A 21,387-nucleotide genomic window follows, 5' to 3' on the forward strand; every position below is an offset into this window, starting at 1 on the left:
GTGCTTTATGCTATATCTTTTATAAACAATAAAATTTATTTTTTTAGAAGAATTGTTTATAAAAGGATGCCGCGTCAATCACTATTGCAAATTCGTGATTAAAGTTTATTAACTGCCGCCAAAATAATTTCTGGTTGCATTACCATTCCTTGTATATGCTCACCCGAAAATTCAATAAACTTTTTTGGTTCAGTAGCATTCTCAAAAATAATTTGACCATGTTCAAAAGGTACAGTAGAATCTCCCTTACTATAAATAAAAAGCTTTGGTATGTTATTCAAATATTTCACATCTTCTTTTGCAGAATAAGGAGATTGCATATACATTTCTATTTGTTCTTTTTTGTCTGGAGCAAAACGAACTGCTATATCTGTAAACGAAGACATTCCTCCCTCTATAATAAGACCTGCTATTTTTGACTGATTCTGTTTTGCTAAATGCGTTGCTATTTGCGATCCTAGAGAAGCTCCATAAAAATATATTTTAGTATTCTTAATATCTTTTCTTCCTAACAAATAATTGATAAATATTTGCCCATCAAAAGCTACATTAAGATGACTTGGCTTTCCTGTAGATTTTCCATATCCTCTAAAATCAATCATTACTACTTGAAATCCATCTTCTACCAATGGTTTTACAATATATTGGTAAGTAGATATATTTCCACTTGTTCCATGAAAAAATACAATTGTTTTATTTTTTTTATTATTACTTGGTTTTAGTATAACACCAGTTATTGTATCATTATCAACCTTTAAGCTAATATTCTCTGTATTTTTAAAATCAAGCTTTTTCATTTCTTTTTTGGGCTGATAAAATTTATCTTCAATATTAGTAAATTGAGCATTTAGATAAGTTGAAAAAAGTACAAGAATGAAAAAGATAGTTATGTTTGTTTTCATAAGTATATTATTTATTTTTTATGGGATAAAATTATACGTGTATTTTTTTTTCGACAAGCAAAAGTTACTCAACTGAGAAAATATATAGCTGAAATGTATTATTTAACGATTAAAAATATATTTTAAAAAATTATATTATAGTAAACTGAATAGATAAGAAAAAGAGGTTAAAATTTGTTTTCTATATATTATTCTAAATAATCTCTTCTCTGTATTTGCAAAAAGGATTGAAGTGGAAATCCTTTTTTTGATTGGATATATTTCGACATAATCATTGCATTTCGAATTGATCATTGAGGCTTTCGAAATGAAATAGCCAATCAAAAAAAGATTGGGAACGTGAAAGCCTGTTCCGTAGGGTTTACCTAAATATTTATAACCAAGAAATTCATTATTTATTCTTCTTAGTTTATTGGTAACTCTATCTTAAATCCTATACCACGAACAGATTCAAATTTTATACGTTCGTCTTCTTTAAAATATTTTCGCAAACGAGTCATAAATACATCTAGGCTACGACCAAGAAAATAATCATTTTCGCCCCATATTGTTTTTAGGATCTCTTTCCTATAAACTAGTTGATTGTTATGTTGAATAAAATAACTCAATAACTCTGCTTCTTTTTCTGTTAATTGGAAAAGTTTTTCTTTGTGTTTTAAACTAAAATGTGAATGATTAAATAAATAATCTCCTATAGCTATTTCTACTTGTGGAAATGTATAATTTCTTTTTAAAATATTTTTGATCCTTAATAATAGTTCTTCAGGATCACAAGGTTTTGTTATATAATCGTCTGCTCCTATTTTTAATCCTAAAACACGGTCGAAACTTTGGGCTTTTGCTGTTAAAAATAAATATGGTATACTTAATTTATCTTTTAGTTGATTTATTAAAGTAAATCCATCTATTTCTGGCATCATAACATCAACAATTAGTAGTTTTGTGTTCTGTAGCTGATGTAGATTATCTAAGAATTTTTGAGGATGATTAAACCAAATTACCTCATAATTAGAATACTCTAGATATTGTTGTAAGACCAAACCTAAATCTTGATCGTCTTCAATTAGAATTAGTTTATTTTTCATTTGGTAGTTCTATTAAAAAATTAACTCCATTTTCTTTATTATTATCTAGACGGATAATACCATTGTACTTATTCGTCGTAGTTTTTACGATATATAAACCAATACCTAAACCGTTTACATTGATATTTATTTCGCGATTTACTCTATAATATTTGTAAAAAACAAATGGAATATCCTTTTCGGGAATACCTATTCCATTATCTGAAAAAAGAAGTTTTATAATATTATTGAATTCAAAGTTTAACTGAATTTTAGTTGCTCCGTATTTTATTGAATTCTCTATCAAATTTTGAACTATTAGTCGGAAATCGTAACTATTTAAACTATTATTTTGTTGAAAATCTAAGTTAAGAATTATTAAAACTTCGGGATGTTGTTGTTTTATTTCTTTAAATAAATCATCGATAATTTTCTTATTTACTAATTGTTCTTCTTCTATATTTTTTTCAAAAATAGATTCAATCGTATTTTCTAAACGAGATAACTGACGATTGATAATTTTCTTTTTTTCTGTTTCTTGTATAGTTTGAATAGCAAATTTTATTGTTGTAATCGGAGTATTTAATTCATGAGCAATAGAATCTATAGTAAGATGCAATTGTTTTATTTTGTTTTCTTGTTTTTCTAAGTTTTGTATACTTTTCCAATATAAATAAACAATGATTGATACTATTAATAGACTTACAATGATAAGAGGAATAATTTTTTTAAATAATAAAAATTTGATATTCAATAATTCAAAGTCTACTCTTGATTCTACTTTATATTTATAATGTTGCTTATTATTTATACTCAGGTTAGTATTTTTTTCTTCTACAATATTATCCGTAGTCCAAACACTTTGATTAACATTTATAGGATTAGTTATTTTATTTTTTGATTCATATACTATCAAAGAATTATTCAGAATAAGTTCTTTTTTATTAATATCATCATAAAGAGAATAAATTTCGGAACGAATTGCTATTTCGAAATTATTTTCTTTTGTATAACTATTTACTAAAGAATCTATTTTAGGCTTTAAACTTGTGAAACTAAAATTGGTTTTATTTTCCTGATTAGACTGCGGTTTTATTAATTGTTTATGTAAATTATATTTAAAATATTGTAATAATTGCTCTTTACTTGTATCATTTTCTTCATCCATTTCATCCATTATTTTGGTTGTAATTTCTTTTGATGAAGCAATTAAATCTTTTTCAATTAATCTGTAGGAATTATAAATATAATAAACCTGTAAAATTATTAGAACTAATAGGACTAGTGGAAATAAAAATGAATAATATTTTTTCTTAATTCTCATATTCAAAAATAACATGTTTTTCTCAATGAAATATTCATTAACCCATCGTTAACCGTTCATTAAACAATTCCAAAAAAGAATAAAATGAGATTTGTTGAAAATAACATATCATGAGAAAGTTAGTCTATTTGTTTTTATTCATCCCTCATTTTGTTTTTACACAAACTATTCTAGGTAAATTAATAAATGAGAAACTACAACCTATTTCTTCTAATTTTATAGAAATTGAAACTTCTAAAAATGAAACTTTAATTATAAATACTGATGAAGAAGGGAAATTTGAATTTGACTTAAATAAAGCCAAATCTTTTATTTTATCTGTAAAAGAACTTGGTTTTCTTCCTTTTGAAAAAAATTATAAATATGATAGTATACAACAATTAGAAATAATTTTGAAAAAAAATACTACTGTAAATTTAGAGACAGTTTCTATTTCTGCACTAAAACCAATGTTGAAAAGAAAAATTGATGGACTAGAATTTACTGTAGAGAATACTCCTCTACAAAATCTTAGTGCATGGGATATTTTGAAAAATACACCTACTGTTCTTATGAAAAATGATCAATTAAGTATTCGTGGAAATAGTCAGATTATTGTTATGATAAACGATAAAAAAACATTGATGACACAAGACCAACTAAAGCAATTGTTGGAAAATACAAATGGTGACTTAGTATCTTCTATAGAAGTAATTACTAATCCTCCAGCTAAATATGAGGCATCGGGAAGTGCAATTATAAATATAAAAATGAAAAAAAATACTTTATCTGGTTATAAAGGTCAATTGTATACTCGTTATCATCAATCCATTTACTCGAAAGGAATGATTGGAACATCACATACTTATAATAAAAATAAATGGCAATTAACTGGAAGCTATTATTTTGTGAATGGAAAATATATTCGAAAAAACTTAGATGTTGTTACTTATGAAAATGAACAAACTAAGTGGGAAAGTGATATGATAAGAAGAACTATTGCAAAAGAGCAACATATATATAATTTTGCTACGCAATATTCTATTGATAGTTTACAAAATATTCAGTTTGGTTTTAATGGTTATAATAATCCCGCATCTGTTGGTAATTATATTGTTCCTACAACTATTTATAATCTTATAAACAATAATCCCGAATCCAACTACACTACGGAAAATAATAGAAAAGAATATTCTAATAGTTTTAATTCATATTTTATTTATGATAAAAAATTTAATAAAAACAGTCTTACATGGACAAATAATTTTAGCATTAGACATTATAAAGAAAATCAAGGTGTTTTGACTCAACTAAATTTTAAAGATAAACCTTATAATGAAAATGAATTTAAGACAAATAGTGGACAAGATGTAAAATTATACTCTACTCAATTTGATTATACTTTGAGTGATGATAATTATGGTATAGAAGCTGGAACAAAATACAGCTACGTTACCAATGATAATGATATGAATTTTTATGAAAGAGTTAATCAAAATCTTATTTATCAACCTGAAAAAAGTAATACTTTCGATTATAAAGAACAAATCTTAGCATTTTATGTTTCTGGAAATTACAAATGGAAAAAATGGGAAGTAAAGGCTGGTTTAAGATCTGAAGCTACATGGATAAATACAATATCTGATAATCCTGAAAATAAAAATAACCGAATAAATTCTAATCTTTTTCCAACATTTTATCTCAATCATACAATTAATGATAAACAACAATTGGGTTTTAATTATGGAAAACGAATTAGTAGACCTAATTATAATTTCTTGAATCCATCGAAATCTTATTATAATCTTTTTTCTTACTTCCAAGGAGATGCCAATTTAAAATCGACTTTTATAGATAATTTCAGCTTAAATTATACAGTTAGTGATTGGAATTTTGAAACATATTATAGGTATGAAAAAGATCCTGCAATGGAGATTTCTTATCAGGATAACAGTAATAATATTGTTATTTATAATTTTACAAATATTAAAAATGGAAAGGCTTTTGGAGGAAATATTTCAAAGAATTTTAATTTGAAATCATGGTTAAAATTTAATTTTTTCATGATGGGAGAGTATAACCAAAACTATTATTTTGGTAAAAATATAGCAAATGAAAATCAATTATATAAAAATGATGTTTTCTTTTACAATACGAATATTAGTACCCAAATAGATTTTAACAAACAAAAAACATTTAATTTATTTATTGGTTATCAATATAATTCAAAAAGTATACAAGGTTCTTTTGATATAAGCTCATCTCAAAATACTTATTTAATAATTAATAAAAAGTTCTATGATAAAAAATTTGAAATAGGTGTTACCTTTAATGATATCTTCAAGACTGATCGTAATACTCTTTCTACAAAATATTCTAATCAAAATCAATATTTCAAAGATTATAGAGATACACAATATTTCCTTATAAATATGAAATATAACTTCGGAAATCAGAAATTAAAAGAAACAAAACAAGGAAACAAAACAGCAGAACAGAATAGAATTTAAATATTCATCATTATTTTTATACATATATTTTGATTTTATCTAATAATAAAGAGTTTTATTACAGATAAAATAAATTTCAACAGTATTTTTAAAATTAACTTTTTATTAAATATTAATTAAATTAATTTTAACTTAATGTTATGAAAAAAAAATCAATATATATTTATTTCTTCTATTTATTATTTCTTGTAACAATCAGAAAAGCTTAAAGAGCGAACAAAAAATAAATGAACAAAAAATGTTTAGCCACAAAGTTACGATTCAAGATTTAGAAAGGTCAACTCCTATTACAATAAAAACAGATAACGGATATCAAGATGTATATAATGTTATTATTTATACTAGTTCTCCTTCTGATTTAGTTACTAATGGTATTTCTGTACAATCCACAACTAGTAAGTTTGTAACAGCTCTTATAAAAAAAGAAGATTTAGAAAAAATATATAAAATAAAATCTGTAAAATCCATATCACTTCCTGATATAGATTTATTACATTAAAAAAATAAATTAACACACATAATAAATTAACACATGATTAGAAATCTACAAAAACTAACTAATTTAAAAGTAATTAAATCTAATTCTCTACCAATCCTAGGGACATTGTTATTACTATCAGGATCATATCTTTCTGCTCAACTTAAAATTGATCCAAGATTTGAAAATCTTCTTAAAGAAAGAAAAAATAATGTTCTAAAAAAAACTAGTAATAGTTTAACAAACGATGAAGTATTACCTATCACTTCTTTAATATCTCCAAATGGTACAGTAAAAGAATACTATCAAGCCATTATTTATACTAAAGATCCTGAACAACTAAAAAAAGATGGATATTTAGTACAATCTGTTTCTGAAGATTTCGTTACTGCATTATTATCTGAAAATGATTTTAATCGTTTAAGAGATAATCAATATATATCAACTGTTAAATATCCACAAATAGATTATTTAAATAATCAATCCAATGTAATTGAATCTGGAGCAGCATTATTACAAAATGGTGTTTTGAATGGAACAAATTACACAGGAAAAGATATATTAGTTGGTATTTTTGATACAGGTATTGATTTCACTCATCCTGACTTTATTGATCCTATTACAAAACAATCTCGCATTTTAAGTATTTGGGATCAAACCCTAACACCTATTGCTGGAGAAAATTCTCCAAATCTATATAAAACTGCTAATAGAGGAGTAGAATATACTCAAGCACATATTAATGATGAAATAGATGGAACTCCTACAGGATATATAAGAGAGAAAGATACTCATGGGCATGGTACACATGTAGCAGGAACTGCTGCTGGTAATGGTTCTGGCTTAGAAGGAACTCCACATAAAGGTATGGCTCCCGAAGCAACGTTAGTTATCGTAAAAGGTGGAAATGATGGCTTTCCTACAACAAATACGATTGAAGCATTGGATTACTTTAAAAAAGTTGCTGACGAACAAGGTAAACCAATTGTTGTAAATATGAGTATTGGTGGACAAGCAAGTCCTCATGATGGAAAATCTGCTCATGAAATTAAAGTAAATGATTTTACTACATCTGGTCCTGGACGTGTTGTTGTAATTTCCGCTGGAAATGAAGGTAGCGGAAATATACACCAAAGAATTAATTTAGCTCCAAATGAAAAAAAATCAATAAAAATACAAATAGGAGAAAATAACCTAGATTATACTTCTTCATTGTTCAGCTTTTTAGCATTTACTAAAGGAGATAAAAATACATCTGCTATTAATGTAAAATTAACTGCTCCAACTGGAGATGTTTTCACTCAAAATGCAGGTAGTGGTGGTACATACTATTTAAAAAATCAAACTGGAGATGAATATCAAGAATTAACTATATATAACTATGTTGATAGTAGTTTAGGAAAAAGATTTATTCAATTAGCTACAGAAAGATTAGATTTAACTGATACAAAAGGTATATATGATTTAGAAATTGAGAATATTTCTAATAATAATATAACTCTTGATGGATGGCTATATACTACAAATTATAATTTAGCAGACATATATTTTCCTGAAGGAGATAACAATTATACTATAGGTTCTCCTGGTACGGCAGACGAAGCTATTACAGTTGCAAATTATGTTGGTAATGTTGCTTTTGCTGTAAATAGTGGTGTTCCTGCTAATAATGGAACTTATAGTTCAAGTGTTATACAAACAGAAACTCTAAATTCTTCTAGTTCTAAAGGACCAAGAGCAGATGAAGCTCGTAAACCTGATATTGCTGCTGGGGGTACTTTTGTTATTTCTGCTAAAACAAAAGATAATATAGATCCATACATTATAGATGGAAAATATTATTCTCAAATGACAGGAACTAGCATGTCTTCGCCTGCTGTAGCGGGAGCAACAGCTCTATTATTACAAGCTAATAATCAATTAACTGCAAAAGACGTAAAACAACGTTTAATAGAGAATGTAAACAAAGATAATTTTACAACTAATAATTATACAAACGAATTTGGGTATGGAAAATTAAACATTTACAAAGCTGTAGGTGCAGAAGTAAATAAATTGAACAATAATACTTCTTGTCCTATTAGTGTAAACTACACTTTAGCAAACGATGTTCTTGCTTATAAATGGGGATTTCCTACTGAAAGAAATCCAGTGAATAATGGTACTAATAATGTTAACTATGAAAAGGCAAACGTTGGAGTAAAATTAACAGCTACTGCAACTGGTAAACTTGGAAATATTACTTTTTTACTAGGTAATTACAATACTAATACCACTGCAACTATTCCATTAACTATAGAAATTAGAAAAGTAAATAATGAAGGAAAACCAGGTGATTTAATAACTACTAAAGTTATTAATAATATAAAGACATTAGAACAATCTGGTTGGAATAACTTAAGTTTTATAGACGAAGATATTAACGTTATATCTGGACAGGAATTTTTTGTTATTTTAAAAACTACAAATACTAATTTAGTCCTTGGTTCAGACAACATAAATGTCTCTCAAAAAACTTATTTGTCAAGAGATAATGGAACAACATTCACTGTAAATAACCAATACAATGCTAAAGTAAGAGCACTAGTTTATGAGAATTTACCCGCAATAAAACAATTAGCAACAACTTCTAAAGAAGCCACTCAATCTGTAGAATTAGGATATAATCATTTTATTAATGGATGTGAACTTATTACAAGAGTAGAAGCAAACGGAGTTATACCGATTTCTGGTAATACAACTGCTAAAGTTTGGATTGATTCTGAAGCTAAGAACTTTGTACAAAGAAGAATTGAAATTAATGCAAGTAATAATAATTCAACTTCAACAGGTAAAGTAACATTATATTACACTCAAAATGATTTTGATATCTATAATAAAAATTCTATAGTAAAATTACCTACTTCTCCAACAGATGACACAAATAAAGATAATTTAATTATTTATTATTATGCTGGAAAGAGTAAAGATAATACTGGATTATCTTCTTCATATGAAAATACTCCTATTAGTACAAAACTAGAAGCAAGTAATGTTATTTGGAATGACACTTATAAATATTGGGAAATTACGGTAGATGCGGTTGGTTTTGGAGGATATTTATTATCTACAGACTCTACATTATCTAACATAGATAATACTTTAAACCAATTAACAGTTTATCCAAATCCTATAATAAACGATTTATCTGTTAATTTACCATCTAATATTAATAATGCTCAAATAAATATTATTAATATAACTGGTCAAACTGTTTTAAAAACAGATGTTAAACAAAATTACAATAAAATTAATTTAAGTAACTTACCTAAAGGTGTATATATTATTGAAATAAAAACAACTAATGGTACTGTAACTAAAAAAATTATCAAAAATTAATTATAAATAAAAAAGGTTAAGAAGAGTTCTTCTTAACCTTTTAATTTTTTCTTCATTTCTAGATTTTTAATCTTCGCTTTTTAATACTTCGTACTCAACTTGCATCACACCTGTATTAGTATGACCAATTTCATCGAAAGCAGCTTGACTTAAATCTAAAACTCTAGACTTTACATATGGTCCTCTATCATTTATTTCTACAACAACAGATTTCCCATTTCTAATATTTGTAACTTTTACTTTAGTCCCAAATGGTAAAGACTTATGTGCAGCAGTAAGTTCATGTTTATCATACTTTTCCCCACTTGCTGTTTGTCGTCCATGGAATTTTCCTCCATACCAAGAAACAACTCCTGTAGAAATTTTATGAGCACTATTCTCTATAAAATCATCTACTTCTTTCTCATTTGATAATGTATCATTTTTAATTGTATCATTATCAACTACACTTCCTGTTCTTTTCTCTGAAGCTGTTATGATAGTTGTTCTATCTTTCTCAGATTCTTTAAAAATTTTACCATCAGCATTCGCTATTGGAAAAATCATTAACATCGCTATAAAAGCTGTAATGCTTTTCGTCATCCTTTAGATATTTCTGATTACTTTGCAAATTTAAGGTTATCAACCACTTGTTATCTAAAACAATTCTAATTAATGGTAAATTACAAAATCTTACATCTTGAAACATCTATTTTAAGTGGCTCAGAGAGAAATGTTAATTAAAAGTTAAAATAAAAGGTGTTTATTAATTATTTTAACTTTTGAGAACAATTCAATGTTAAGAACTTGATTATCAAATATTTAAAAATATAACGTTAAATAAAAAAAAGATAAAATATTAAATATTTTACCTTTTCTTAATATTTGAAATATAAAATTGAGAAATTATAAGCTTGATAAAATCTCTTTTACCTTTATTGATATTAATTTTCCTTCTGCTTTACCAGCAAGTTTTGAAGAAGCTGCTCCCATTACTTTACCCATGTCTTTAGCAGATGTAGCTCCAACCTCAGTGATTATTTCTTTTAAAGCAACTGTCAATTCTTCTTCAGATAATTGAACAGGTAAAAACTGTTGAATAACCTCAGCTTGAGCTAATTCTTTTTCAGCTAATTCAGGACGATTATTAGTTTCAAATTGCTCAGCTGCCTCTTTACGCTGTTTTACTAATTTTTGTAACAAAGCTATTTCTTGATCTTCTGATAATTCTCCATTAGCTCCAGATGTTTTTGCTAATAATAATTCAGACTTTACAGCTCTAAGAGCTTCAAGAGCAATTGTGTTTTTAGCTTTCATAGCTTCTTTCAATTGCCCCATTATTTGAGATTCTAAATTCATTTGTTTTACTTTTATACTACAAATTTATAACAAAAAAAGGCTCATTGCAAAAGCAATGAACCTTTTATATAATAAGAATATTTAAATTAAGAATAACTTACAATTAATCTACATTATCATGTAAAAAATTATTTGGACGAATTTGTGTTTCGTTATTTCTATTTGTTCCTACTGAAAAATCTGACGATTGATTATCTGTACGATCAGATAAATTAAGTCCTTGTCTCTTATATGCAGGAATAGCTTCAAATTCATCAACTTGAGAATTAGTCATCGTATTATTAAATTTAAAATTAAACTGTTTTAAACGACTTCTTCTTTCTTCAATTACATTATTTAATTCTTCATCTGTAGATTGCTCTATTGGTTTACTAAAAGGATCTAAAGTAACTTGAGTTGCTTGTTCTTGTTGATAAGCAAAATTAGTAGAGTTAGAATCATTAACATTAGATGAATCTAGATGATTAAAAGTTTCATTTGATGACTGAAAACTTTCATAGCTATTTTGTGGATAACTATTTGTTGATTCAGAAGATACACTATTTGAATAAGAATTATAACTATTATTATTCTGACTTTGATTATTCAATTCTTGCTGTGGTCGATTAAAATCAGATTTTAATCGTGGTTCAAAATCATTATAAGTATTATTATTTTCTCTAATCGGTTCTTCTTCAACATCATCTAAAACATAACGCTTTGGTGAATTATAATCATTCTCTTGAATTGTTTGATTAAATGATTGTTGTTGAAAACTTTGATTAATATCGGCTTGACGATAATTATTCTTTGGCTCTTCAGGTTTTTGAATTTGCTGAGAAGCTTGTTCTGAATTATTATTTGTTGCTGGACGACCAAAGTTTAATGTCATTGGTTTAACACGATTCACAAATGGTTGATCTACTGATAAAGTTTTATTTATAGGTTGATCCTCTTCTAATGTATGAACAATTTTTTGCTCTTCTTTACCTGTATAAGTCTGATCTTCTGTGGGAAAACCTGTTGCAACAACAGTTACAGAAATAGAATCACCTAATTCTAAATCTTCACCTATACCCATAATAATATTAGCACTATTACCAGCTTCTTGTTGAATATAATCATTGATTATACCAATTTCATCCATAGTAATTTCATTATTACCTGATAAAATTAATAACAATACATTTCTAGCACCTGTAATTTTATTATTGTTTAATAATGGAGAATCTAAGGCTGAAGAAATAGCATCTTTTGCTTTATTTTCTCCACTTCCTTTTGCAGAACCCATAATTGCAGTTCCTGAATTTTTAAGAACTGTACGAGCATCTCGTAAGTCAATATTCATTGCATAATGTTGTGTAATAACTTCTGCAATACCTTTTGCGGCAGTAGTTAAAACCTCATCTGCTTTAGAAAAGCCATTTTTAAAACCTAAATTACCATATAATTCACGTAATTTATCATTATTGATAACGATTAGTGAATCTACATTTTTACGCAATTTTTCGATACCTTTTTCAGCTTGTTCCAACCTCATTCTTCCTTCAAAAAAGAATGGCGCTGTTACAATACCTACAGTCAAAATATCCATTTCTTTTGCTATTCCTGCAATTACTGGGGCTGCACCTGTACCAGTACCACCTCCCATTCCTGCAGTAATAAAAACCATTTTAGTACCTTCATCTAAAACTGCTTTTACATCTTCAGCACTTTCAATTGCAGATTGTTCACCAACTTCAGGATTTGCACCTGCTCCTAATCCTTCTGTAATAGCTTGTCCTAATTGTATTCTAGTAGAAACTGGACTATTTGATAATGCTTGAGAGTCCGTATTACAAATTACAAATTCTACACCTGCAATTCCTTGTTCGAACATATAGTTTACAGCATTACTACCACCTCCTCCAACTCCAATCACTTTGATTGCTTGAGATCTACTTTTTGGTAAGTTGAATACAATATCTCCTGTTAACGTATCACTCATATCCTTATTTTTAAATTGGTTCTTAATTTATTTTATTCTTATTCTTATTCAGTTTCGTTTATCATTTGAATGAACTTATCTGTCCATTTAGAAAAAAAACTTTTCTTTTCTGGCTTAGATTTCGTTTCTACTTTTTGACCTATTTCTTGATCTAGTAAATCATCTACTATATCTTCTCTCTTAGGTCTTCTTATAATTTTTTCTTCAATCTTTACTTCAGCTATTTCTTCTAATTTAACTTCTTTAGCCTTTTCTTTATGAATTCCTATTTCTAATTCTTCTTGATTATTTAAATTATTAATAACAGGTTTTTCAAAGATTTCTCGTTGATAATTATAACTCAATTCTAACTCTTCTAATCCCTTCATCAATAATCCTACCGATGTTGCATATTCTGGCCCACTAATTTCTTCTGCTTTAGCACCTACTATATGTTCATTAGAATATCCTATCCTTACATCCATCCCCGTAACGTATTCAGTTAGTTGACGTATGTGTTTTAATTTTGATCCTCCTCCTGTTAAAACAATACCAGCAATTAATTTTTTATTTTGATCTTCGCAACCATAATTTTTTAATTCTAAGTAAACTTGTTCTAATATTTCTTGAACACGAGCGTGAATTATTTGAGACAATCTTTTTAAAGAAATTTCTTTTGCTTCTCTCCCTTTTAAACCTGGAATTGAAACAATTTCAGTTTCTTTATTTTCTCCTGGCCATGCTGAACCAAATTTTTCTTTTAACGCTTCTGCCTGTTTTCCTATAATGGAACAACCAACTTTTATATCTTCAGTAATTACATTTCCTCCGAAAGGAATTACTGAAGTATGACGAATAATATTATCTTTAAAAATTGCAATATCAGTTGTACCTCCACCTATATCAATTAATGCAACACCAGCTTCTTTTTCTTCCTCACTTAAAGCTGCACTAGAAGATGCTATAGGTTCTAAAGTAATACTTGCCAGACGTAATCCTGCTGCTTTTACACAACGAGCAATATTTCTAATAGAGGATACTTGACCAACTACAACATGAAAATTAGCTTCAAGACGACTACCATACATCCCGATAGGCTCTCTAATTTCTCCTTCGTTATCTACCTTAAATTCCTGAGGAAGAACATGAATTATTTCTTCACCAGGTAACATAACCAATTTATAAACTTGATTGGTTAACAATTTCAAATCGTTGTCATCAATTACATCTTCAGAATTCGTTCTTGTAATGTAATCGCTATGTTGTAAACTACGAATGTGTTGTCCAGCAATACCTACAGTCACATCTGTTATTTTTATTCCAGAATTTTTCTCTGCTTTATCTATTGCTTCTTTAATAGAATTTATAGTCTGAGTTATATTATTTACTACTCCTCTATGTACACCCAAACTTTTAGCTTGACCATATCCTAAAATTTCTATTTTTCCATTCTCATTTTTTCTACCGACAAGTGCTACAATCTTTGTAGTCCCTATGTCTAAGCCAACTGCAATTTTGCTATTGTTTTCCATTTTTTATACGTTTGGTTGCTACAACTTGGTTTACAAATTTTAAGCTTAATTTTTCATAATCTTCTGTTCCAATATAATCAATGTATTGATTATAAAATAAATCTAGATTATGTAATTTTTGATCAAAATTATTCAAAGTACCTAACTCAATATAATAATTACCTGAATTAACAAGTAAATCATAGGAGCGTTGCCCTTTTTTTTCTATCGCTATAATATGATTTTTTAGTAAATCATCCTCTTTAAGAGCTATTACGAACTTACTTAAATCCTCATATTCATTTGGTTTTACATCTCCAGAGATCAAAATGACATTTGCTGAACTTAGTTTTGACAAAGGCATTTTTTCTCCATTATTAGTTAAATAAAATTCATTTTTTGGAGTTTTTACTCTAGCTACTGCTTTATTAGCAACAATATCTAATCGTATTACACCATTAATATTTTTATTTACTTGAACTGAGTCTACAAAAGGATTTTCTGAAACTCTTTGTTCTATTTCCTTAACATTTACGTCTTTTAATTTTTGACTTAAAATATCTTTTCCTCCTTTATTGATAATTTCTCTTATTGCTTCATCATTAATAAAATAATTATCTACAGGTTGAACAAACGCAACATCTAGTTTACTCACTTTACGCGAAGCATTGTGAATTATGGTAAAACTAATTAATCCAATTAGTAACATAACTCCTAAAATCACTTTTATGATTTTCAATTTACGCTTCACTTAACCATTTTTTTATAGGTTTAACAATTGTATCAATATTCCCCGCTCCAACAGTTAATAAGACATCAAAATCTTGTTTCTTTATCTCATTTAAACTATTGTCTAATGAAGATACTAATTTTTCTTGTAAATCTACCTTTTCTAACAAGAAATTTGAAGTTATACCCTCGATTGGAAGCTCTCTAGCTGGATAAATATCTAAAAGTATTAAGCTATCTAATTTTGATAAACTTTTTGCAAAGTCATCTGCAAAATCTCTTGTTCTTGTAAACAAATGTGGTTGAAAAACTCCTAAAACTTTTTTACCTGGATATAATTCTCTAACTGAACGAATTGCAGCATCTAATTCTGTTGGATGATGCGCATAATCATCAATATAAATTTTATCATTTATTTCAAAGCGATTAAATCTTCTTTTCACTCCAATAAAAGTAGATAAAGCTTCTCTTATTTTTTCATGAGGAACTCCCATATAATCAGCCACAGCTAATGCTCCAACTGCATTTTCCATATTATGATATCCTGGTAATAAAATACCTACATCTTTCAACGAACCATTTGGCGTTTTTACATCAAAAACATAATGCCCTTCAATAATTCTTACATTATATGCGTTGTAATCGGCGTCTGCATCAACTCCATACGTGTAAGCATTATTAAATTCTAAACCTTTTCTAACAAATAATTTTTCTTCAACAATTGCTCCGAATTCTTGAAAAGATTTTTTAACCTCATCTCTTTCACCATAAATATCTAAATGATCTGCATCATCAGATGTAATAATAGCTAATTTTGGAGATAATTTTAAAAAAGAACGGTCAAATTCATCAGCTTCAGCGACTGTATATTTTGAACCGTTAAGAATGATATTAGAATCATAATTTTCTGCTATTCCACCTAAAAAAGCAGTACACTCTACATTGGCTACTTTTAATATATGTCCCAAAATAGAAGATGTTGTTGTTTTTCCATGTGTTCCAGCAACTCCAATATTGTATGTATGTCTAGTAATTTCACCTAAAACTTCAGAACGCTTCATTACTTTGAAATCATTTGTAAGAAAATAATTTAACTCTAAATGATCTTTTGGTACTGCTGGAGTATAAATTACCAGCGTATTTTCTTTTGTTATTCCATCAGGAATAAGATCAATATTATCTTCAAAATGAATATTAATCCCTTCTAAAATTAATTGAGATGTAAGTTCTGTTTGTGTCTTGTCATAACCAACAACATTCTTACCTAGGGATAAAAAGAATCTTTCTAAAGCACTCATTCCGATTCCTCCAGCACCGATAAAATAATAATATGTTTTATCTAAAATATTCATTATAATAAATTCAATAATATATCAACAATCTCTTTAGTAGCATTAGGTTTTCCTAATAACTTTATATTATGAGATAATTTTTTCTTTAATTCTTCATTGTTCGCTAAGGCAATTACATCTTTTATTAAAACTTGTTTTGCTTCGCTATTTTTTATTAAAATTGCGGCTTCTTTATAAACTAAAGATTGAGCATTTTTTGTTTGATGATCCTCTGCAGCTGTTGGCAATGGAATTAAAATTGTTGGTTTACCTACAATACATAATTCAGAAATAGCCATTGCACCAGCACGAGAAACAATAATATCCGATGCAGCATAAGCATCTTTCATATTATAAATAAATTCAGTTATATGAATTGTCGGATATTTATTTCCTACACTATTTATAATTTTTTGAAAATCTAATTTCCCTGTCTGCCAAATTAATTGAACACCACTTGCAACTAACTCATCTAAATTTTCTAACCAAGCATCATTTATAGCTCTTGCTCCTTGTGATCCTCCAACAGATAAAATTGTTGGTTTATTTGGATCTAATCCAAAAGCAGAAATAGCCTCAGACTTTGATTCTAAATTTTGAAAAATTTCACCTCTTATGGGATTTCCTGTATAATGTACTTTTTCTTGAGAAAACTGTGATATTCCCTCATAGGCTGTACATATAGCAGCAGCTTTATTTTTCAAAATTTTATTTGTAATTCCTGGAAAAGAATTTTGTTCTTGTAATAAAATTGGAACATTATTATTTCCTGCAATCCACAACATTGGTCCACTAGCATAACCACCTGTACCAACAGCTAAATCTGGTTGAAATTCTTTATAAATTTCTTTAGCTAGATTTAGACTTTTTATTAATTTGAAAGGAAATTTAAAATTTGCTTTCATATTACTTCTATCAAATCCAGCAATTGGTAACCCTTTGATAGGATAACCAACTTTAGGAACTTTTTCCATTTCCATTTTCCCTTCTGCTCCTACAAACAAAATTTGTGCATCTGGCAAACGTCTTTTTATTTCGTCTGCAATTGCAATGGCTGGATATATATGTCCACCTGTTCCTCCGCCACTAATTAAAACTTTAGGCGATGTCTTCGATGTATTCTTCACTTAATAATTTTCTATCTTGTTCTAATTCTTCTTTCGATTTTATTTGTGTACTTACACTCAAAATAATTCCGAATGATATACATGTCATCCAAATAGATGTTCCTCCGTAACTAATCATAGGTAACGGTTGCCCAGTAACTGGTATTAAATTTACTGCAACAGCCATATTAACCATTGCTTGTATAATAATTGGTAAACCGACTGCAAATACCAATAATGTGCCAAAAATTGTATGAATTTTTGAAGCTATAATGCAAATTCTAATCAGAATAAGTAAAAATATACCTATCAACATTATTGCTCCTATTGCACCATATTCTTCTACAATAATTGCAAAGATAAAATCTGATGATGACTGAGGTAAAGTTTGTTTAAAAACACTTTTACCTGGTCCAGACATTTCATTTAATCCTCTTGCTATTGCTGCTTTAGCATGCAACACTTGATAACTTTCTAAACCAGAATCATCATTAAATTTTTCTATCCTAGACATCCATGTATGAACACGAGAATTAGTAACAATATCTGGTTTATTTAATGCTAACCAAACGAAACATCCAACTAATAATGTTCCAATTCCTGCTATTGTAAATAAATATTTAAGAGGAAATCCTCCTATAATTAATAAAATACCACACATTAATGCTAACATAATTGCAGTAGAACCATTTGATGGTAAAATTAATCCTACAATCACTATAATAGGTAAAAACAAAGGAATAGCTGTGCTTTTCCAAGTATATTCTTTATCTCTATTTTTTGTTAAGTAACGAGCTATATAAATAAGTAATGCTTGAGATGCTATCATAGAAGGCTGTATCCCTATTCCTGTTCCTGGAATTGTTAACCATCTAGCCGCATTAGCACCTCCAATAGTTTGACCTTGTACTAAAGTAATCATCAAAACTCCTGAAAGTAATATAACAGCACTTAATGCTAGAAGTCCAAACCAACGATAATCAACTCTTTGTAATCCATATATAATAAATAAACCTACAATAAGAATTATTGCATGTTTACCTAAATGTCCAAAAATAGTACCTGAACCTACTGTATACACCAAGTTCGAACTTGCTGAATAAACAGGTAAAAATGAAAATAATGCTAACAATAATATGAAAGCCCAAAGTGGTTTATCTCCTTTGAAATATTTTTCTACTATATTCGACATTTTATTTTATTATTATAAATTATAATTTTCTCACAGCATCTTTAAACTGATCCCCTCTGTCTTCGTAACTTTTAAACAAATCAAAACTAGCACAAGCTGGTGATAATAAAACTATATCTCCTTTTGTTGCTAACTCATATGATTTATTTACACAATCAATCATCGTATTTGTATCAATAATTGTGCTTACGTAAGGATTAAAAAAATCAATTAATTTAGAATTATCAGCTCCTAAGCAGACAATTGCTTTAACTTTTTCTTTTACAAAAGGAAGAATTTCATTGTAATCATTTCCTTTATCTTTTCCTCCTACAATCCAAACAACAGGTTTTTCCATACTTTCTAAAGCAAAATATGTCGCATTTACATTTGTTGCTTTAGAATCATTTATAAAGTCAATTCCTCTTATTGTAAGAACAGGCTCTAAACGATGCTCAACTGATTTGAAATCAGATAAACTTTGTTTTAAGCTTTTGTTACTAATATTAATAACCTTTGCTGCAACTGCAGCAGCTAATGAATTAGAAATATTATGTTTTCCTATTAATCCTAATTCGTTTACAATCATTGTAAAATCACCATCCGAATCATTTACACGAAATAATTCATTATTAGCGTATGCCTCATTACTTGCATCCATCATTGTGAACGGTTTTCGATGAGCATGAATAGTGATATCATCAATCATATCCATTGTTTTTGGATCATCTAGATTGTAGATAAAATAATCATTTTCATCTTGGTTTTCAGTAATTCTGAATTTAGATTTAGCATACAAATCAAATTGATATTCGTATTGATCTAAATGATCTGGTGTAATGTTTAAAAGAATAGCAATATATGGTTTAAAAGTTTTTTTGATATCATCTAACTGAAAACTACTAATTTCTAATACATAAAAATCATAATTATCTTCAGCTACAGATTTAGCAAAACTTTTTCCTATATTACCACCTAATCCAACATTTAATCCAGCTTGCTTAAGGATATGAAATAATAAACTTGTTGTTGTTGTTTTTCCATTAGATCCTGTTATTGCAATAATCTTTGCTTCTGTATAACGTGAAGCAAATTCAATCTCAGAAATAATTGAAATCCCTTTTGATTCTAATTTCTGAATTAGAGCTGCTTTTTTTGGAATACCTGGACTTTTCATTACTTCATCAGCATTCAGAATTAGTTCTTCTGTATGTTGACCTTCTTCATAATCAATCCCGTTTTCCTCTAAAAGTTTTTTATAATTATCTTTTATTAATCCCATATCAGAAAGAAAAACATCAAAGTTTTTTTTCTTTGCTAGGATAGCTGTTCCTACACCACTTTCACCTCCACCTAAAATGACTATTCTTTTCATTTTATCTAATTTTTAAAGTAATAATTGTTATTACTGCTAAAATAATTCCGATGATAATTGCTCTTACCACAATTTTACTTTCATGATAACCAAGCTTTTGATAGTGATGATGTAATGGAGACATTAAGAAAATCCTTCTTCCTTCTCCATATTTTTTCTTTGTATACTTAAAATAAGAAACTTGTAACATTACTGATAAACTCTCTGCAAAGAAAATTCCACAAAGAATTGGTAACAATAATTCTTTTCTTACAATTATTGCTAAAACAGCGATTAAACCTCCTATTGTCAAACTACCTGTATCTCCCATAAAAACTTGGGCAGGATATGTATTATACCAGATAAATCCTATTAATCCTCCAAGAAAAGCTCCACAAAAAATTAGAACCTCTTCTGATCTTGGAATAAACATTATATTTAAATAATCTGCAAACATTATATTACCAGAAACAAAAACAAAAACAGCAATTGCAGCCATAATTACAGCAGAACTACCAGCTGCTAAACCATCAATTCCATCTGTTAAGTTTGCTCCATTTGATACAGCAGTTGTAATAAAAATTACTGCAAAAATAAAAACAACAGCAACAGCCCATGTAGGTCTATTTTGTGCATCTATCCAAAATAAAATATCTGAATAGTTAAATTCATTACCTTTTACAAATGGCATTGTTGTATCTAATGTCTTTTCTTCTGATCCAAACTTCGCAGGACGATATTCTGTTGCTTCTTTTGTTAATGAAGTACTTTTAACTTTTGCATCTTGATGTTTTACAGTAACTGTAGGACTAAAGTATAACATAGAACCTACTACAATTCCTAGTCCTATTTGACCTAATACTTTAAATTTACCTTTAAGACCTTCTTTATTTTTTTTAAAAACTTTAATATAATCATCTAAAAAACCTATAGCTCCTAGCCAAATTGTAGAAATTAATAAAATAATTATATAAATATTATCTAAACGAGCAAAAAGTAATGTTGGGATAAGTGTTGCTATAATTATAATTATACCACCCATTGTTGGAGTTCCTGCTTTTTCTTTTTGTCCTTTTAATCCTAAATCACGAACAATCTCCCCCATTTGCTTATTTCGTAGAAAATTGATTATTTTTCTACCAAAAAACAAACTAATAAACATAGCTAATAGAATTGCCATTCCAGAACGAAATGATGTATATTGGAACATTCGAGCTCCTGGAATATGTAATTTTTCTAAATAATCAAATAAATAGTATAGCATAGA

Annotated in this window: 16 protein-coding genes; 3 read left to right on the top strand and 13 right to left on the bottom strand. The window is 27.9% G+C overall.

Going from position 1 to position 21,387, the window contains the following annotated elements:
- Nucleotides 1-98: 98 nt before the first annotated feature.
- The 3 genes from RT575_RS06160 to RT575_RS06170 all read right to left on the bottom strand — a co-directional run bounded on the left by RT575_RS06160 (nt 99) and on the right by RT575_RS06170 (nt 3,290).
- The gene (locus tag RT575_RS06160; RefSeq protein ID WP_313579582.1) at nt 99-902 is read right to left on the bottom strand and encodes an alpha/beta fold hydrolase; all 804 of its coding nucleotides are present in this window, start codon (nt 900-902) and stop codon (nt 99-101) included.
- Nucleotides 903-1,306: 404 nt separating this feature from the next.
- The gene (locus RT575_RS06165) at nt 1,307-1,987 is read right to left on the bottom strand and encodes a response regulator transcription factor (protein ID WP_313579584.1); all 681 of its coding nucleotides are present in this window, start codon (nt 1,985-1,987) and stop codon (nt 1,307-1,309) included.
- On the bottom strand, nt 1,977-3,290 hold the full coding sequence (locus RT575_RS06170; RefSeq protein ID WP_313579586.1) for a HAMP domain-containing sensor histidine kinase: 1,314 nt from the start codon (nt 3,288-3,290) through the stop codon (nt 1,977-1,979). Before RT575_RS06170 ends, RT575_RS06165 begins: the two co-directional genes overlap by 11 nt.
- 110 nt (nt 3,291-3,400) lie before the next feature.
- On the opposite strand from RT575_RS06170, the gene RT575_RS06175 reads away from it, so the two are divergent.
- From RT575_RS06175 to RT575_RS06185, 3 genes are all read left to right on the top strand, one after another.
- Nucleotides 3,401-5,779 carry an outer membrane beta-barrel family protein gene (locus tag RT575_RS06175; RefSeq protein WP_313579588.1) on the top strand — a complete coding sequence of 793 codons (2,379 nt, stop codon included), beginning with the start codon at nt 3,401-3,403 and terminating at the stop codon, nt 5,777-5,779.
- A 238-nt stretch (nt 5,780-6,017) separates the two neighbouring features.
- On the top strand, nt 6,018-6,278 hold the full coding sequence (locus tag RT575_RS06180; RefSeq protein WP_313579590.1) for a hypothetical protein: 261 nt from the start codon (nt 6,018-6,020) through the stop codon (nt 6,276-6,278).
- A gap of 33 nt (nt 6,279-6,311) precedes the next feature.
- The gene (locus RT575_RS06185) at nt 6,312-9,635 is read left to right on the top strand and encodes a S8 family peptidase (RefSeq protein ID WP_313579592.1); all 3,324 of its coding nucleotides are present in this window, start codon (nt 6,312-6,314) and stop codon (nt 9,633-9,635) included.
- Nucleotides 9,636-9,701: 66 nt separating this feature from the next.
- On the opposite strand, the gene RT575_RS06190 is transcribed toward RT575_RS06185, so the two are convergent.
- The 10 genes from RT575_RS06190 to mraY form a co-directional block, all read right to left on the bottom strand.
- Nucleotides 9,702-10,217 (bottom strand): septal ring lytic transglycosylase RlpA family protein, encoded by a 516-nt coding sequence (locus RT575_RS06190; protein ID WP_313579594.1) that lies wholly within the window; start codon nt 10,215-10,217, stop codon nt 9,702-9,704.
- A 303-nt stretch (nt 10,218-10,520) separates the two neighbouring features.
- On the bottom strand, nt 10,521-10,973 hold the full coding sequence (locus tag RT575_RS06195; RefSeq protein ID WP_313579596.1) for a GatB/YqeY domain-containing protein: 453 nt from the start codon (nt 10,971-10,973) through the stop codon (nt 10,521-10,523).
- A gap of 103 nt (nt 10,974-11,076) precedes the next feature.
- Nucleotides 11,077-12,939 (bottom strand): cell division protein FtsZ, encoded by a 1,863-nt coding sequence (gene ftsZ / locus RT575_RS06200; RefSeq protein ID WP_313579598.1) that lies wholly within the window; start codon nt 12,937-12,939, stop codon nt 11,077-11,079.
- Between the two features lie 44 nt (nt 12,940-12,983).
- The gene (ftsA, locus tag RT575_RS06205; protein WP_313383884.1) at nt 12,984-14,450 is read right to left on the bottom strand and encodes a cell division protein FtsA; all 1,467 of its coding nucleotides are present in this window, start codon (nt 14,448-14,450) and stop codon (nt 12,984-12,986) included.
- The gene (locus tag RT575_RS06210; protein WP_313579600.1) at nt 14,437-15,168 is read right to left on the bottom strand and encodes a cell division protein FtsQ/DivIB; all 732 of its coding nucleotides are present in this window, start codon (nt 15,166-15,168) and stop codon (nt 14,437-14,439) included. Before RT575_RS06210 ends, ftsA begins: the two co-directional genes overlap by 14 nt.
- A gap of 1 nt (nt 15,169) precedes the next feature.
- On the bottom strand, nt 15,170-16,510 hold the full coding sequence (gene murC, locus RT575_RS06215; RefSeq protein ID WP_313383881.1) for a UDP-N-acetylmuramate--L-alanine ligase: 1,341 nt from the start codon (nt 16,508-16,510) through the stop codon (nt 15,170-15,172).
- Nucleotides 16,510-17,616, bottom strand: a complete 1,107-nt coding sequence (gene murG / locus RT575_RS06220) for an undecaprenyldiphospho-muramoylpentapeptide beta-N-acetylglucosaminyltransferase (protein ID WP_313579602.1) — start codon at nt 17,614-17,616, stop codon at nt 16,510-16,512. The genes murC and murG overlap by 1 nt, the downstream gene beginning before the upstream one ends.
- Nucleotides 17,588-18,787: an FtsW/RodA/SpoVE family cell cycle protein gene (locus tag RT575_RS06225; RefSeq protein WP_313383879.1), complete on the bottom strand. Its 1,200-nt coding sequence runs from the start codon at nt 18,785-18,787 to the stop codon at nt 17,588-17,590. Before RT575_RS06225 ends, murG begins: the two co-directional genes overlap by 29 nt.
- Before the next feature lie 19 nt (nt 18,788-18,806).
- Nucleotides 18,807-20,141: a UDP-N-acetylmuramoyl-L-alanine--D-glutamate ligase gene (gene murD / locus RT575_RS06230; protein ID WP_313579603.1), complete on the bottom strand. Its 1,335-nt coding sequence runs from the start codon at nt 20,139-20,141 to the stop codon at nt 18,807-18,809.
- A gap of 1 nt (nt 20,142) precedes the next feature.
- Nucleotides 20,143-21,384 carry a phospho-N-acetylmuramoyl-pentapeptide-transferase gene (gene mraY, locus RT575_RS06235; RefSeq protein ID WP_313579605.1) on the bottom strand — a complete coding sequence of 414 codons (1,242 nt, stop codon included), beginning with the start codon at nt 21,382-21,384 and terminating at the stop codon, nt 20,143-20,145.
- Nucleotides 21,385-21,387 lie beyond the last annotated feature (3 nt).

It is taken from the genome of Chishuiella sp. (genome assembly GCF_032109125.1).
In the GTDB taxonomy this organism is placed as follows: domain Bacteria; phylum Bacteroidota; class Bacteroidia; order Flavobacteriales; family Weeksellaceae; genus Empedobacter.